The 16925-nt window shown below is 40.0% G+C and carries 17 protein-coding genes and 1 pseudogene; 9 read left to right on the top strand and 9 right to left on the bottom strand.

The window, feature by feature from the left end; genetic code table 11:
- Positions 1-25: 25 nt before the first annotated feature.
- The 8 genes from L659_RS0104025 to L659_RS0103990 all read left to right on the top strand — a co-directional run bounded on the left by L659_RS0104025 (position 26) and on the right by L659_RS0103990 (position 6507).
- Positions 26-1840 (top strand): copper resistance system multicopper oxidase, encoded by a 1815-nt coding sequence (locus tag L659_RS0104025; protein ID WP_024589686.1) that lies wholly within the window; start codon positions 26-28, stop codon positions 1838-1840.
- Positions 1837-2700: a copper resistance protein B gene (locus tag L659_RS0104020; RefSeq protein WP_024589685.1), complete on the top strand. Its 864-nt coding sequence runs from the start codon at positions 1837-1839 to the stop codon at positions 2698-2700. The genes L659_RS0104025 and L659_RS0104020 overlap by 4 nt, the downstream gene beginning before the upstream one ends.
- A 22-nt stretch (positions 2701-2722) precedes the next feature.
- Positions 2723-3130 (top strand): copper resistance CopC family protein, encoded by a 408-nt coding sequence (locus L659_RS0104015; protein WP_024589684.1) that lies wholly within the window; start codon positions 2723-2725, stop codon positions 3128-3130.
- Between the two features lie 11 nt (positions 3131-3141).
- Positions 3142-4047: a copper resistance D family protein gene (locus L659_RS0104010; RefSeq protein WP_024589683.1), complete on the top strand. Its 906-nt coding sequence runs from the start codon at positions 3142-3144 to the stop codon at positions 4045-4047.
- A gap of 20 nt (positions 4048-4067) precedes the next feature.
- A complete protein-coding gene (locus tag L659_RS0104005) occupies positions 4068-4556 on the top strand; it encodes a YybH family protein (protein ID WP_002963268.1) in 489 nt (162 codons plus the stop codon).
- Positions 4557-4565: 9 nt separating this feature from the next.
- Positions 4566-5090 (top strand): DUF411 domain-containing protein, encoded by a 525-nt coding sequence (locus L659_RS0104000; RefSeq protein WP_016900197.1) that lies wholly within the window; start codon positions 4566-4568, stop codon positions 5088-5090.
- A gap of 142 nt (positions 5091-5232) precedes the next feature.
- Positions 5233-5742 (top strand): DUF305 domain-containing protein, encoded by a 510-nt coding sequence (locus tag L659_RS0103995; RefSeq protein ID WP_016900198.1) that lies wholly within the window; start codon positions 5233-5235, stop codon positions 5740-5742.
- Between the two features lie 33 nt (positions 5743-5775).
- The gene (locus L659_RS0103990; protein WP_016900199.1) at positions 5776-6507 is read left to right on the top strand and encodes a MauE/DoxX family redox-associated membrane protein; all 732 of its coding nucleotides are present in this window, start codon (positions 5776-5778) and stop codon (positions 6505-6507) included.
- Between the two features lie 216 nt (positions 6508-6723).
- Here the strand turns inward: L659_RS0103990 and L659_RS0103985 are convergent, their stop codons facing one another.
- The 8 genes from L659_RS0103985 to L659_RS0103950 all read right to left on the bottom strand — a co-directional run bounded on the left by L659_RS0103985 (position 6724) and on the right by L659_RS0103950 (position 15365).
- Complete coding sequence (locus L659_RS0103985) at positions 6724-7050, bottom strand: DUF6488 family protein (RefSeq protein WP_016900200.1); 327 nt, start codon at positions 7048-7050, stop codon at positions 6724-6726.
- A gap of 32 nt (positions 7051-7082) precedes the next feature.
- Complete coding sequence (locus L659_RS0103980) at positions 7083-7613, bottom strand: hypothetical protein (protein WP_024589682.1); 531 nt, start codon at positions 7611-7613, stop codon at positions 7083-7085.
- Positions 7614-7626: 13 nt separating this feature from the next.
- Positions 7627-8322 (bottom strand): HupE/UreJ family protein, encoded by a 696-nt coding sequence (locus tag L659_RS0103975; protein ID WP_024589681.1) that lies wholly within the window; start codon positions 8320-8322, stop codon positions 7627-7629.
- Positions 8312-11455 carry an efflux RND transporter permease subunit gene (locus tag L659_RS0103970; protein WP_024589680.1) on the bottom strand — a complete coding sequence of 1048 codons (3144 nt, stop codon included), beginning with the start codon at positions 11453-11455 and terminating at the stop codon, positions 8312-8314. The genes L659_RS0103975 and L659_RS0103970 overlap by 11 nt, the downstream gene beginning before the upstream one ends.
- A gap of 9 nt (positions 11456-11464) precedes the next feature.
- On the bottom strand, positions 11465-12703 hold the full coding sequence (locus tag L659_RS0103965; RefSeq protein ID WP_024589679.1) for an efflux RND transporter periplasmic adaptor subunit: 1239 nt from the start codon (positions 12701-12703) through the stop codon (positions 11465-11467).
- 8 nt (positions 12704-12711) lie between these two features.
- Positions 12712-13992 carry a TolC family protein gene (locus tag L659_RS0103960; protein ID WP_024589678.1) on the bottom strand — a complete coding sequence of 427 codons (1281 nt, stop codon included), beginning with the start codon at positions 13990-13992 and terminating at the stop codon, positions 12712-12714.
- Between the two features lie 12 nt (positions 13993-14004).
- Entirely contained in the window at positions 14005-14835 is an 831-nt protein-coding gene (locus L659_RS0103955) for a M56 family metallopeptidase (protein ID WP_225305719.1), read from the bottom strand.
- Between the two features lie 146 nt (positions 14836-14981).
- Complete coding sequence (locus L659_RS0103950) at positions 14982-15365, bottom strand: BlaI/MecI/CopY family transcriptional regulator (RefSeq protein ID WP_008467191.1); 384 nt, start codon at positions 15363-15365, stop codon at positions 14982-14984.
- A 96-nt stretch (positions 15366-15461) separates the two neighbouring features.
- Between L659_RS0103950 and L659_RS0103945 the strand changes: the two genes are divergently transcribed.
- A complete protein-coding gene (locus L659_RS0103945) occupies positions 15462-15815 on the top strand; it encodes a DUF3147 family protein (protein WP_008467186.1) in 354 nt (117 codons plus the stop codon).
- 142 nt (positions 15816-15957) lie between these two features.
- Here L659_RS0103945 and L659_RS0103940 read toward each other — a convergent pair.
- Positions 15958-16925 (bottom strand): annotated as a pseudogene (locus L659_RS0103940) (IS3 family transposase); the annotation flags it as partial.

Below are 16925 nucleotides of genomic sequence, written 5' to 3'. Positions count from 1 at the left end.
TATTCTGCTATGAAGGAGTAAGGAAATGGGGTTTAAAAAGTCATCACAACAGGTTAGCACACCACGAAGACGATTTGTTCAAGGCATAATTGCAGGTGGTGTACTTGCTGCTTTTCCGAGCGTGTTACATGCTGCATCATCTTTAGTAGCAGGAACACTAACAGGCACTGTGCCCGAATTAAGCGGCGAAGTCATAGATCTGGTCATAGATGAATCGCCGGTTAACTTTACCGGCGTAGTACGTATGGCGACAACAATTAATGGTTCTATACCCGCTCCAACCTTGCGCTTAAAAGAAGGTGATGATGTTACTATAAGAGTAACAAATAACTTATCAGTACCGAGCTCTATCCATTGGCATGGCATCATTCTACCTTATCAGATGGATGGCGTGCCAGGTATCAGTTTTAAAGGCATTATGCCGGGCGAAACCTTTATTTATAAATTTAAGCTACAGCAAAGCGGTACATATTGGTATCACTCCCACAGTGGTTTTCAAGAAATGACAGGCATGTACGGTGCATTAATTATTGAACCGCGAGAAAACGATATTATTAGTGCAGATAACGAACATGTTATTCAATTATCTGATTGGACTGATGATGACCCTATGGCGCTGTTCCGTAAATTAAAAGTACAGAGTGATGTATTTAACTTCAATCAACCTACTGTTCCAGAGTTTTTCGATGACGTTTCAAGCAGCAGTATTTCAAATGCTCTACAGCGCCGAAAAATGTGGAATCAGATGCGAATGAACCCTACAGACTTAGCTGATTTATCTGCATCAGCAATGACTTTTTTAATGAACGGTAGTACTCCAATGGCAAACTGGCGTGGATTATTTAAAGTCGGTGAAAAGCTTAGGTTAAGGTTTATTAATGGCTCTAGTAATAGCTTTTTTGACGTGCGTATCCCCGAGCTAAAACTGACGGTTGTACAAGCAGATGGGCAAAACGTTGAACCAGTGACAGTTGATGAATTTAGATTCGGCCCTGGTGAAACCTATGACGTGATTGTTGAGCCAAAAAATGATGCGTATACGATTTTTGCTCAAAGCATGGACCGCTCAGGTTACGCAAAAGGAACTTTATCAACGGCACCTAATATTGATGCGCCAATACCTGCTCTGGATCCTGTTGAGTGGTTAACGATGACCGATATGATGGGCAATATGACCCACGGCGGTGAGCATTCTGCAATGGCTGGTATGTCAGGCATGAACTCTAAAAAAATGGATCATAGCGCAATGGGCCACGGTGCAATGGCGATGGATCATAGCAAACATGGTATGTCTGAAAACCCATTGGCGGTTGCCAGCTCTAAAGTGCGTCATGCAAAAACGGAGTATGGAGCTTCAGTTGATATGCGCGTTGATATGCCTAGAACAAATCTTGATGATCCTGGTATTGGTTTACGTAAAAATGGTCGCCGTGTTTTAACACTTGCAGATTTACACTCACTTGAAGGGATCACTAACCAGCAAGAGCCAGAAGCTGAAATTGAGCTGCATTTAACCGGCAACATGGAGCGTTATAGCTGGTCATTTGATGGCTTAGAATTTGGTAAAAGCACGCCAGTGCATATGAAGCATAATCAACGTTTAAGAGTTATTTTACAAAACGATACCATGATGACACACCCTATGCATTTGCATGGTATGTGGAGTGATTTAGAAAACGAGCAAGGTGATGTGCAAGTGCGACGTCATACGATTCCTGTTCAACCCGCACAAAGAATCAGCTTTTTAACCACCCCTCACGATGTAGGTCGCTGGGCTTGGCATTGCCATTTATTATTCCATATGGATGCCGGTATGTTTAGAGAGGTAGTCGTATCATGAAACAATTAAAACTATCTAAATCATTCGGTTTATTAATGTTAACTGGGGCTTCATTAATTAGTTTCCCTTTATTAGCGCAAAGTGAAATGGCACAAATGAATAGCGCTAAGATGCAACCACAAGGAGGAAGTGCACCTAAAGATGCAAGAGACCCTCATGCTTACTCTGCGGGAACAACTTTAACAGAAGGCCCATATGCGCTTGAGGGCAATGAGCGATTAACACTCGCTGATGAGCATCCATTTTACGCATTACTAGGCGATCGTCTTGAATATAACGAGCAAGCAAATGCAGGTGTATTTGACTTACAAGCATGGTACGGCACTACCTTTGATCGATTGGTAGTTAAAACTGAGGGGGATTTCAGCGAAGGAAGCCTTGAGGAAAACCAAACCGATATTTTATGGGGTCACGCCGTATCAGCATATTGGGATACTCAAGCAGGTGTTCGTCTTGATTACAATAAAGAAGGTGAAAATCGGCAATGGTTGGCTTTTGGCTTACAAGGTTTAGCCCCTTATTGGTTTGAACTTGATATGACAGCGTACGTAGGTGAGCGAGGCAATACCGCATTTACGTTAGAGGCAGAGTACGAACTACTACTCACGCAAAAGCTAATTATACAACCGCGAGCCGAAATTACACTTTATGGCAAAAACGATAAACAAAACGAACTTGGAAGTGGCCTATCAAGCAGCGCGATTGGCTTTAGGGTTCGTTATGAGTTTACACGCCAGTTTGCGCCCTATATTGGCGTTGAATGGAGCAATAAATTTGGCAGTACCGCCGACTATGCCACATCAAGTGGACAAAGTAGCAATAACACCGCATTTGTTGCGGGTATTAAATTTTGGTTTTAATCATTTTAAATAAGAGGTAATTATGAAGTTATTTAATTCTGCAGTAGTTATTTTAGGTTTAGTGCTTACATTTTCCGCATCAGCGCATATATCACTCAAGCAATCAACACCTACGCAAGAAGCCATGTTAATGCAAAGCCCAGAGCAACTTTCGTTAACTTTTGGTGGTGAAGTAAGGCTAGCAAAAGTCATCATCAAAGATGAAAAAAATAAATCAATAAACTTTGATTTCAAACCTAGCTCCACCCCAAGCACAGACTTTAATTGGTCGCTGCCGAGTTTAGCACATGGTACCTACACGGTTAAATGGACAGTACTTGGGGGGGATGGACATAAAATGTCAGATTCGTTTTCTTTTATGGTACATCAAAGTGAGTCAAGTAATATGATGCAAGAACAATCTAATGCCCACAGCAAACACAATCATTAAGTAGCAGCATGATACAAGTAAGTGAATGGTCAGTACTTTTACTATTATTAAAGCTAGCAAGCTATAGTGCTTTGGCCGCACTTGCTGGTACTTTTTTAATTCGTTTTATTATCGCCAGTAATTTATCTGGTCATCACTTTATAAGTTTCTCTCAGTATTTAAAGCGCTGGCAAATTCAATGTGTGGCATTGGGTTTTATTGCTGTCATTTTACAAGTACCAATTGAAGCTGGTGCAATTGCAGAATCTGGTGTAACGGGAATGCTAGACCCTTTTATGCAAGAGATTGTTTGGCAATCAGTTATAGGAGAACAAGCTCTTTTCAGAGGCGCAGCGCTTTTTGTGGCTATGATTGTTGCACTTAATTGGCGCATTAACATAAAGCACCGTTTTGCAGTGGTTATAAATAATACAGTTATGTTGGTTTTGCTTATATCTATTGCATATAGCTTCACTTTCACAGGTCACAGTGCAAATGAAAATGGGTTAGTAAAAAGCATGTTAACTTTTCACCTTCTTGCAATAGCAAGTTGGGTGGGGTCACTGTGGCCACTATATAAAAGCTGTACCATATTATCTGTTCATGAAGTTAAGAAGGTAATGCACCTGTTTGGGCACTTAGCCATCATCGTTGTATTTGTGCTGCTTATTTCAGGTTTAGCGCTTTTGCTTAATTACCTGCATTCGTTATCAGCGCTGTTCACGTCAAGTTATGGGCAATTAATTTTGCTAAAACTGCTACTAGTGAGCGCGATGCTTATGATGGGGGCTTGGCACAAACTAATTTTAGTTCCGAGAATCACCCAAAAACAGCATGTAGGTACACTAAAACGTTCCATCAGTGTAGAAATGCTGATAGCTGCTTTTGTACTTATTACAACAAGCGTGTTCACCACACTTGTTGGTCCCCCAAATTAATTTAATAAAAAGAGAGCAACATGTTTAATAACTCTGCAAAAATAATCATAACATCGCTATTACTTTTTGGCGCATTGAACTCACTAGCTGTAAGCGCACACAAGAATGAGGAACATGCAAATGAGCGTGTGTTATTTGTTGGTACCGATACCCCAGCTGCGCAAGCAGTAAGTGCCTTTCACCAAGCATTAAATCAAAGTGATCAAAAAAAAGCTCGCTCATTATTAGCTGATAACGTCATTATTTTTGAAGGCGGAGGCGTTGAGCGTTCTGCCGATGAATATGCAAATCACCACATGCTAGCGGATATGAAATACCTCAGTTCGGTTAATAGCAAACTATTAGAACATCAGGTTTATATAAGTGGTGATATCGCTTACTCCATTTCGCGAAGTGAAACGATGGGCAGCTACAAAGGTAAAGCCATTAACACAACGGGTATGGAGTCAATGACTCTAAAAAAGACCCGCAATGGCTGGAAAATCACACATATTCATTGGTCAAATTAAGGAAGTAACATGCGATTAACGTACATAACAACTGCACTTTCAGTGATGTTGGCGGTGTCTATATCAGTAAAAAGTATGGAAAACCCACACAGTGTATTGCCAGTCCAAGAGGCCATAGAAAAAGATAAAACAGAGATTGAGTTGACAGTTTATAAAAGTAAAAACTGTGGGTGCTGTAAAAAATGGATTGAGCATATTAATGAAAGTGGCATTAAAACAAAAGCAATAGATGTTGCTGATATGGGGCTAATTAAAGCTCAATATCAAATAAAGCCAAATATGCGCTCATGCCATAGCGCTGTTTCAGCCGATGGGTATGTTTTTGAAGGGCACGTGCCAGCTAAATATATAAAGCAGTTTTTAGCTGAACAACACCCTCAGAAAACGATCGGGCTGACAGTTCCGGCAATGCCTGTTGGCACGCCAGGTATGGAGATGGGCAATCGTTTTCATAAATATAATATTGAAGTACTTACTCAAGATTCACAGCAACATACTTATAAGCATATCAGCAAATACGCAGTGCAGTTTTAACTCTTATGGCATAGTTATTGAATTAGCCGTAAGTATTAATGCGATGATTAAATATATAGTGGGCTTACGCCTTATAAATTGTAAGTAATACCCCTTAGTATAAATAAAATACAAGTTGAACAACTGAAAAGGAGCCATTGTAATGTCACAGTATTTAAAATTTTTCTTAATGATAGCCACATCAACATTAGTCATGTTTGTACTAATGTATTTGAATAGTTATCAGCTAAGCCATGTGTTTTTTAGTGAAACGCGTACCTATATGGCTATTTATATGGGGGCTGCAATGGCGGTAGTTATGCTGTTGTTTATGCTAAATATGTATAAGGATAAAAAGAAAAACAGCGTAGTTTTAGGGATCAGCATTATTAGCTTTGTAGGCGCATTATTTTTAGTACGTTCGCAAATAACGGTCAACGATCAGTCTTGGATGTCAGCCATGATACCGCATCATTCAATCGCTATACTGACTAGTGATAGAGCTAATATCAAAGACAAGCGCGTCCAAGAGCTTGCAACAAATATTATTGAAGCACAGCGTCGTGAGATTAAAGAGATGCAGTGGTTACTGAACGATATAGAAAAAAATGGCCTAGCAGAAACTCAGGAACAAGCACAATCTAGAGCTGTACCGGATTTTAATGCTAAGTAAAATTTTATAAGAATACGTAAAAGGGAGCTAAACATGAGTAAATCAGCAGAGCTTTATAGAATGGCAACAGATGAGCATATTTGCCCATTTGGCTTAAAGTCAAAAGACCTTCTAGAACGCGAGGGTTATGATGTTAATGATCACTTATTATCTTCTCGTGAACAAACAGATAAATTTAAAGCAAAGCACAACGTAGAGACCACACCACAAACATTTATTGCTGATAAACGTATCGGTGGTTATGACGACTTACGTGATTACTTTGATAAGCCAAAAGCTGGACAGCAAGGTACAACTTACACCCCGGTTATTGCAATCTTCGCGGTCGCATTTTTACTAAGTTTGGCATTTAGTTTTGCAATGGGTCATGGATTAATTTCCATGAAAACCGTGGAGCTATTTGTTGCGTTAACTATGGCTGTGTTGGCAATACAAAAACTTCAAGATTTATTTAGTTTCTCAAATTCATTTATCACTTATGACTTAGTGGCGATGAAAGTAGTGAGGTATGCCTATGTTTACCCATTTTTAGAAGCGTTTGTTGGTATTGGAATGATAGCTGGGTTGCCAGCATATAGTATTGCTCCTATTTCATTATTTATTGGTGGTGTTGGTGCTGTTTCTGTTTTTAAAGCCGTATATATAGATAAGCGCGAACTCAAATGTGCATGTGTAGGCGGTGATAGTAATGTACCGTTAGGCTTTATTTCACTTACAGAAAACCTGTTTATGATCGCTGCTGGGATATGGATGCTTGCCAGGTAGAAGGTAAAGTATTTAATTTAAAAATATAATGAACAGTTTATTTATGGGGGTACCTGACTCAGTCTAAAGTCTGAATTATCTCTTTGAGTCCAGCATCAATCTGTTCTGACACTTCGAAGACCTCACCAACTTCGATTGCTAAATAGCTAAAAGTGTTTTTGACGATAAATAGTTAATTGGCACTGTAAAAACTCACAGTGCCAATTAACAATTAGATTAGAAATCGTTCTTCGATTTTACATCTACAAGCTGACCATTTTTAGCTATTTTGAAATAAACTTGTTCACTATCATTTGATGCTTGGATAATATAAGTATCATCGCTCTCGTTTACGACAGTAAATGCTTCTGAAGAAATACCTTTCCAAGAATCATTTAGTTTTCCAACCTCAAAACCATAGTCTTTAAAGGCCAATTTCTTTATTGATTTAGCTGCAATACTAATAGCTTGTTGATCGCTAACGTGACCATGATCACTATGTGCTAGAACACCAGTACTCATTAATGAAATACAAACTAATGCTATTGGAATTAATCTATTCATTGTTTTCTCCTATTAAGTTTTAAGTTTTAAGTTTATTGTTTTAAGCCAATTACTTTATATTGTCCTTTTACTAAAAGCTGTATAGCTACGGGGTTATCTGAGTTGTTTTTCCAGTACCAGCCATGTGAGCCCCCAAATGGGGCGGTAAAGCTGCCCTTCATTTCGCTTAAATTGGCAATTGCATAGCTTTCGAAGTAACCGGTTGTGTCTCCTGCTGGCTCTCCGTGTAAATCAAAATGTAAAGAAGCGCCATCGGTCATCCATTCGTAGGTCATTTTTTCATATTGTTGCATCTCAAATTTATATTCAACCCCGCGATTTGCAGGGATAGTGACTTCAATTGTTTGAAACTCATCACTGCCCACTTGCAATGAATCTGATGTTTTAAGTGGTTTTTGCGCTGATGCCTGAGCTATTTTAGTAACGCCCAGTTGTTTACCGAGTCCGGTTGGATCAATGTTATATTCGGCCGGAAGAATAAATAGCACAAGGGCGATTATCGCAACTAATGAAGCGGTAATACTGGCTTTTATAAGTGTTTTTGAACTAACTGTATGTTGCATATATTTCTCTAAATTAATTAATCATATAACCGGTTAACTGAAAGCCGACTAGCATTAAACCGGCACTCATTAATACACCGTTGGTGAATGTTGAAAAACGTTGAAATGACGGCAGTTTACGCCATGCATTAATGGCAATTAAAATAACTGCGAGCGCTAAAAATTGGCCAAGCTCTACGCCAATATTAAAGGCGATTAGGTTTGTCAGTAATCCATCTTCGGGTAATTGAAACTCTTGTAACTTGGTTGCTAGACCAAAGCCATGAAACAAACCAAAAATAAGCACCGCCATTTTTGTATTTGGCTGCCAATTAAAACAACGCTTAAACCCACCTAAGTTATCAAAGCCCTTATAAATAACTGAAAAACCAATAATAGCGTCAATTAAATAGGCATTAATCTGAATATCGCCAAGCACACCTAATAGTAACGTTGTGCTGTGGCCGATGGTGAACATGGTTACATACAGCAAAACCTCTTTACTGCGATACAAAAAGAAGATCACACCGATTAAAAACAATATATGGTCGTAACCGGTGATCATGTGCTTTGCACCAATATAAATAAATGGCACAAACTGTACGCCTTGGTTTTGCTCTAAAAAAGCGCGAGTGCTGTCATCAACTCCATGGGCCAAGGTCTCAAAGCTAAGAAAAGCCAAAACAAGCACCATAATCATTATGCTAACGTTTATTATTTTAGTTGACATCATGTTGCTCCAACGTTTCACTTTCAGTCAAAATAGACTCCTTTTCATTGTGTAAAAGTCGATACAGTGCGGGGATCACAAATAATGTTAGTAAGGTCGACGAAATAATGCCGCCAATTACCACGGTTGCTAAAGGCCGCTGTACTTCTGAGCCAATCCCTGTATTAAGTGCCATAGGAATAAATCCTAATGAGGCAACCAGTGCTGTAGTTATCACTGGGCGAAGACGTGTTAATGCCCCCTCTGTTATCGCTTGATTAAGCCCCATTCCTGAGCTGCGTAATTCACGAATAAACGATACCATTACCAAGCCGTTTAATATGGCAATGCCGGATAAAGCAATAAAACCGACCGCTGCAGATATTGAAAATGGAATATCACGTAACAGCAGTGCTGCAATTCCGCCGGTAAGCGCTAAAGGCACACCGGTAAAAATAATCGCAGCATCTTTAAGTGAGTTTAAAGCTAAAATAAGCAAGCCTATAATCATTAACAATGTAACGGGCACAACCACACTCAAACGCTCAGAGGCCGATTGTAACTTTTGATACGTTCCTCCGTATTCAATCCAATAACCAGCAGGAATAGTGACTTTATCTTCAATAATTGTTTGAATATCTCCAACAAAGCTTCCTAAGTCACGTCCTCGTACATTGGTAGTCACTACAATACGACGTTTAGCATTTTCGCGATTAATTTGACTTGCGCCATTAGTGAGTTTGATTGTTGCTAACTCTTGGAGCGGCACAGCGCGACCATTAGGTAAATTAATAGGTAAGTAACCTATCTCTTGCACATTATTACGCTGCTGCTCTTCTAAACGAACAACAATATTAGAGCGGATATCCCCTTGATAATACTTACCTGCAATAGTCCCTCCTAATGCGGTGGCTAACTGTGACTGAATGTGTGCTTTGCTGATACCAAACTGGCTTAGTTTTTCAACATTGGGTACAATTTCAAGCATTGGCAACCCGCTTGTTTGCTCAACCATTAAATCGGCAATACCGTCAACATTTCCAATAGCAGATTCAATCTCTTTACCTAACGCAGCAAGTGTTTCAAAGTCATCACCAAACACTTTAATTGCCAGCTCAGCGCGTACACCTGCTAATAATTCATTAAAGCGCATTTGAATTGGTTGTAAAAACTCATAGCGGTTACCTGGAATTGGCTTAACTAAGGCTGCTAACTCTTCAACAATTTGTGCTTTTGACTTATCAGGGTTTGGCCATTGCTCTCGTGGTTTTAGAATAATAAAGTTATCGGCTACGCTAGGGGGTACTGCATCTGTTGCTACATCTGCGGTGCCAATTTTTGCAAATACGCGCTCGACTTCAGGCATCTGCGTAATTTTTTCTTCCAACACTTTTTGTAGCTCAATCGCTTGGCTTAATGATGTACCAGGAATACGAAGCGCATGCATGGCAATGTCTCCTTCATCAAGATTTGGTGCAAACTCGCTTCCTAAGCGTGTGGCTTGATAACCAAAGAATGTTACGAGTAAACAAGCTATTAGCACCACAGCCCAGCGGCCTTTTAATGCTAATGAGAGTACCGGCTTATAAATACGACTTAACCCTAGCATAATATGGTTAGGTTTTTCTTTAACCGGTTTCTTAAATAGTAAAGCCACCATTGCGGGCACAAATGTGATTGAAAGCGCCATTGAGCAAAGCAGAGCGATCACAACGGTTATTGCCATCGGATGGAACATTTTACCTTCGACACCTTCCAGCGCAAAGATAGGTAAATAAACTACGGTGATAATAAATACACCAAATAAAGCGGGTCGTATGACCTCGCGCGTTGCTGTAAAAACGACCTCCAAACGCGCTTTCAACGAAAGGGGTGCATCGCCTTTCATCCCTAGACGCCGTAAGCAATTTTCGACGATAATTATCGTACCATCAACCAGCAGACCAAAATCTAAAGCTCCTAAACTCATCAAATTTGCACTGACACGCGTGTGTACCATACCAGTTATTGTCATTAACATTGCAAACGGGATAACTAAGGCCGTTAAAAATGCGGCTCTAAAATTACCCAGTAATACAAATAATACAACAATCACTAAAATGGCTCCTTCGAGCAGATTAGTCTGAACGGTTGAAAGTGTTTTATCTACAAGTTTGGTGCGGTCATACACCGCTTTTGCGACAATGCCTTCGGGTAAACTGCCATTGATTTCTTTTAACTTTTCACCAACGCCTTGTGCAACTGTGCGGCTGTTTTCTCCTATTAGCATGAACACGGTGCTCATCACCACTTCGCGGCCATTTTGTGTAGCAGCACCAGTACGCAACCCTTTACCATCACTTATAGTGGCAACATCTTTAATAAACACTGCACTGCCGTCTATAGTTTTGATGGGTAAATTAGTGATTTCAGTTAAACCAGCAACCTGACCTGGGACACGAATTAACCATTGCGCACCGCTTTTTTCAATAAATCCGGTGCCTTGGTTTTGGTTGTTTTGACCAATAGCATCAACAACATCTGCTGAGGTAAGATTATAAGCCAGTAGTTTTTCAGGTTTAAACGCAACGAGAATTTCACGCTCGTAACCACCAATAGGGTTTACTTCAACAACACCAGGCACCCGCATTAATTGAGGGCGAATTGTCCAGTCATGTACTGTTCGTAAATCAATGGGGGTTACATCACTACCGTCGGGGTTTTTAGCGCCAGGCACAGCATCAACCGTAAACATAAAAATTTCACCTAACCCAGTAGCTATCGGGCCAAGCTCAGGTAAAAGGTTTATCGGTAACTCGGAACGAGCACTAGACAGCCGCTCATTAACCAACTGGCGAGCAAAGTAAACATCGGTATCATCAGAAAAAATAGCAATAACTTGCGATAAACCATAACGAGACACAGAACGTGTGTTTACAAGCCCTGGTAGCCCAGCTAATGCATTTTCGAGGGGAAAAGTAACGCGTTGTTCAACCTCTAACGGCGTATAGCCTGGCGCTTCGGTGTTGATCATAACCTGAACATTAGTTATATCAGGTACTGCATCAATAGGTAGTTTAGTAAAATTCCATAAGCCTAATCCTGCAATGGCTAATACCATGACAAGAACGAGGATATTTCGCTTTATAGCAAAGCGTAAAATCGATTCTAACATTACGCTCTCCTAGTGATCGTGTGACGCGCCAGACTTTTCAATATCGGCTTTGATGATGTAGCTATTTTCAGTAACATACTCAGTACCAGCAGGCAGTCCACCTAGTACCTCTACCCATGTTGCATCTGAACGACCCAGCTCAAGCATCCTGACTTCATATTCATCAGCGACTTTTGCATACACGACCGTAAAATCACGAAAGCTCTGTAAGCCTATTTTCTTTACCGCTAAAGGAACTTCAAAAGAAGCAGTTTCAATATCGGCTTTAACAAAACTCCCTTCCAACAAAGGCTCAGCCTGTTGTGCCAACGTAACCCACACCATTCTTGCCTGATCACTTCTAACTTTTGGCTCTATAAATGATACCTTACCAGCAATATTCACAAGACTACCTTCTGCCTTAATACTCACTAGAGTGCCTTGAGATACTTTGCTGTAATCGCTCGGGTAGACTGCTAATTTAACGACAGATTGACTCGCGTCTGTGATAACAAGCAGTTCTCGGTTATTCGTTTGCTCACCTGAATTAGCCATTTGTTTTGCGACAAAACCAGCAATAGGCGATTTTATCTCATAGGGGTTTAAACTTTCATTACTTTCAATCGTCATTAAAGTTTGGCCTTTATTTACTTTATCGCCAAGCTTTACATTTAAGTGTGTAATAACACCTTCAAAACGTGCAAAAACAGTGCGGTGCGCACTCGGCGGTAACCAAACCTGTCCATAAGCAGGGATCGTTTGATGAAGCTTTTGAGACCCTGCAATTGCAGTTTCAATCGCCATTGCATCTGCTACTGCGGGTTCGATTTTTGTTCGCCCCTCTAGGTTATCGTATTGCCAACGATATTTTTTTCCTTGGTAGCTCGCATTTACTGTGACAATAAAAGAGTGCGGTTCGTAAATTTCCATATCCCCACGTAAAAAGTCACTTTGGCTAATAAACTTAATATCATCAATCACATTACCTAATCGGGTTAACGTAACCGTTAATTCAACATCGTCGGGATTAATTGGGTTTTTATTATCCGTTAACCATACTCTAAACTCAGGTGGTACGCCTGTTTCGAAAATCGCTAACTCCAATGCGAAGCTTCCTTCACGAAGCATACGACCATTATGCGGCCCTTTTTCAGGCTCTGCTTGCTCTGTAGTAGGTGTTGATACTGCGCTAGCGGGTAAATGTACCCCCGCGCTGAGGCCGAGTAATACGGCAACGGTTATGGAGGGAATAAAGTTTGTCGTTTTCATAAATAATCTCATTGTTCTATCGATGCGCCAGTAAGACGCTGAATTTCTATATGCTGTAAATGTAAGCTTTCATAAGCGCTAAGTAGTTCTGATTGCGCGCTTAATTGCGCCTGACGCACGCTACTCCACTGGTTGTAATTCAATTTACCAACGTTAAATGCTTGTTTTGCTTGGGTAAGCGCGGTTTCTAGCGTGGGAATGATTTCATTTTTTGAGGTGGTAATTACATGAACAGAATGCTTAACTTCTTGAAGCAAAGCATAAAGCTGGCTATTAGCTTGTTGAGTTAAACTCTTCGCTTGCGCTGTTAATACATCTTGCTCGGCACGTAACTTAGCGACCGTTCCGGCATTGCTGCCAGATGCTCCCCACGGAATAGAAACACCGGCCACGAGCCCAAAGTCATCCGTTGATTCATAGCGACGTAAGCCTGTTGTAAATTGCCATTGTGGTTTTGCTTCAATTTGAGCTAATTCAATGTGTGATTGTGCAATACGTTTTTGACTTGCTAACTGCATCAAACGAGGCGCATTTTTAAAGCGCTCGAACTGTGACTGAAAATCTACAATTTTAGGTAACTGCAATAAGTTACCTGTAAGTGTAAAGTCAGTGCGAGGCTCTGCCCACAAGGCTGAAAGCTGATATTTTCCGCTAGCTATTTCATGCTCAAGATCTTCGACAAGTAATTTTTGTTTAATTAGTTCAGCTTTGGCTAAATTTTTATCAATAGCCAACGACTGACCAATACGAACTCGTTTATCTATTGCATTTACAACTTCATTCGCTTGTCTTACTGCCATTTTATTGAGCTTTAGTGCCTCTTCTTTCACCAGTAGTTGAATAAATTGCTTCGCAGTCATCGCGGCTAAATCAAGTGCAATAATTTGTTTATCTAAACGTAACTGCTCAAGTTCAGACTGGCTTGCTTTTACGCGACTATCAATTTGCTCTTGTTGCATCAGCCAAGAGAAAGTTAAGGTTGATTGCATATTTTGCAAACCACTATGCTCACCTGTCCCAAAAGCATCTTCAACCATTAAGCCTATTTGTGGTCTTTGGCCTATACTTGCTTGCTTTATTTTGCCTTGCTGGGCTTTATCTCGATAAAAGAAGCCCTGTAATTGCGGGTTGTTAGCAAGCGTGAATGAGATGGCTTGCTTTAGATTTAATGTTTGATAAGCCTCAGCACTTGCAAAACACGGCAGTGCTGTAAAAGCCATCAATACTCCCACAAAAAACCGACTACCAATCGGTTTTTTGTGGGTAAAATGACTACTAAATGATTTCATTTTAATCCTTACTTAGTGGATGAAAAAAGTTTCGATAAGATGGTGGACACTATCGACAGTCGACAGTGTGAATAAAGTGATAACCACAAAGCTAAACAAGGTGATCATTAAAAGTAGCTTAGGCGTAGTGGAGATTGGCATTAACAATGTTTGTATACGCTGAGTTATTTGTTCATTACTAAAATGACTCATGTATATATTGTCATTCGTAATATGTTGTTGTCGTTGAAATCGAGCAACATTAATAAGTGCTTGAGCCACATCTAATCCATCAAAACTTTGCGTTGCACCGACATCAGCGATTTGTTCTGTTAAAGCCGTATAAGATTGCTGTAACGCCGCGCGCGTTGACGCAGGAAAACACCAACCAAATAGACTAAACAGTGTTTTAAAAAGCGGATCTCGGGCTTTTAAATGTGCTAGTTCATGCTGTATGACTATGTGTACTGTTTTTTCATCAAGTGCTTGTAATCCGCTGGTTATATACACTTTTGGATTGAAAAAACCAACAGTAAATGCCTCTGGTACAAGGTGTTCAATAACGTGTACAGACTGGTTGGGATAATCTTTGTGAGGTTGAGTATTTGATAAAGCCAACAGACTGCTCATTGCTGAACTATGTCTATTAAGACTAAAAAATGCATGTACGCTAGCGCTTGTCATCAAACAAGCTGCTGATATAAGTAATACCGAATGCCAACTATAGACAGAGAAAACCTCTAGGTGATGCCAGTGAGCAACCCCTTGCAACCAATTAGACATTTGGTTTTGATGTGCCTGCCAAAATACAGCTGCACACAATAATGAGATCCACCAAGGGCTGCTAATAGTTAACCAAAGCATGAACTTACGCTCGGTAAACTGGAAAATAGTAAGTTTTTTACAAAGCGAGGTGTGGAAGAAGGAAATCAATATGATCACACAAATAAAAGCGGTCACCGCTGCGCTCGCTAGATTTAAAAACACGGCCCAATTTCCAACAATCATGTTTACACTTTTCCGCTTCGTAGTTTTCGCTGTTGCTCTATAAGCTTTTCGAGCTCATCTAATTGTGTATCATTAAAATTAGTCGAAGTAGAAGAAAATGCAGCAATTAAACTGTTTTCACCCTCTTCAACAAAGTCAGCTGTAATATCATTTATTAAAGTAGCTATAAGCGAGTTACGATCAACTTTAGTTCGGTAATTATAAGCATGACCCTGCTTAGTTCTGCTAAGAAGGCCTTTTTTATAAAGTCTTTCAAGGGTGCTTTGAATAGTATTGAGAGTGCAGCCACGTGTTTTACCTAAACGACTGTGCACATGCTTTGCATCCGCTTCTTTAGAAGACCACAAATATTGAAGTACTAGTTTTTCTAATTCGCCTAACTGCATAATCAAATATCTTTTAACAACATAGCCATATCATGGCAAAATAAAAACCGATAGGCAATCGGTTTTTATTTTTTTATTTAAAAAGGAAAGTAATACATGGGTTGGATAATTTTTAAATACTTAGTGACAGCAGCAATTGTTGTAGCGGTTTCAGAGGTCGCAAAGCGCAGTGATAAACTCGGAGCACTAATTGTAGCACTTCCATTGGTAACCATTTTAGCGATGATTTGGTTGTACGTTGAAAAACAGCCGCCAGAGAAAATTGCGAGTCATGCCTGGTACACATTTTGGTATGTTGTGCCTACCTTACCGATGTTTTTAATATTTCCATCATTACTACACCGATTTGGTTTTTGGCCATCACTCGGCCTCAGCGCCTTAATAACTTGTTTTATTTTTGGAGTGTTTGCATTCGTCGTTAGTAAATTTGGAATAAATTTATTACCCTAAAAGTTGTTTCTGAAATTAATAATATGGTGAAATCAAGGATGTAGCTGAGGCAATAATTTCGATACTTATCTCTAAAAAATTTCCCATTACTTAGCAGAGTCAAATAAAAGCTAGCCTTATTTATGTACTAAGTGTGTAGTGGTCAACTAATTTTGGCCACAGTTTTAGAATCTTGGCATCTAACCTCAGATTCATTTGGGGCTAAACCGGCATTATAATGATGTGGCCTAACGTTGTTGTAATATCCGTTGATATAATCACTAACGCTATATTTAGCATCTATAAAATTTCCATATCCAACCTTTGGCATCCATTCCGTTTTAAAGCTTCTAAAAAATCGCTCCATTGGTGCATTATCCCAACAGTTTCCACGCCTACTCATACTTTGTTTGATTTTATAGCGCCATAAACGTTGACGATATTTTAAACTGGTATAGTGACTACCCTGGTCTGAATGAAACATCAGTCCTGTCGGTTTTCCTCTGCTTTCATACGCGAGTTCAAGCGCTTTTAGCGTTAAATTAGTATCTGGCGACAACGACATGGCCCAGCCAACTACTTTACGTGCAAATAAATCAATAATAACGGCTAAATAAGCCCAGCGATTACCTACCCAAATATACGTCACATCACCGCACCACACGGTATCTGGCTCAACAACATCAAATTGTCTATCAAGCAGATTTGGAATTTCAAGGTGCTCATTACCGCCGCGTTTATATGAATGTTGAGGTACTTGGCAGCTTTCAAGCTTTAATTTAACCATTAGCTTAGCAGCACGATAACGACTCAATTCAAAATCATTGTTCGTTGCTATTGCCGCGATTGTCCGCGCCCCAGCTGAGCCGCCGCTCATTGCATGTATTGCTCTAACTTCAGCCTCTAGCCTTATTTGTTCTAGTGTCGGCGTTGTATCCCTTATAGCCCAATATTTATAGCTGCTACGATGCACATTGAATACGTTACACAGCACGCTAATTGGGTAACGCTCTCGTTGATTTAGTTTCTCAATTAACGAGAATTGTTCAGGGAGTCGGACATCAAGAGAGCGGTAGCCTTTTTTAATATATCCTTTTCTAATTCAATGCGTTGGATTTGCTTTTTAAGTTC

Source organism: Pseudoalteromonas sp. S8-8, from assembly GCF_000497875.1.
Taxonomy (GTDB): Bacteria; Pseudomonadota; Gammaproteobacteria; order Enterobacterales; family Alteromonadaceae; genus Pseudoalteromonas; species Pseudoalteromonas arctica.
This window is presented reverse-complemented; position numbering and strand designations above follow the sequence as displayed.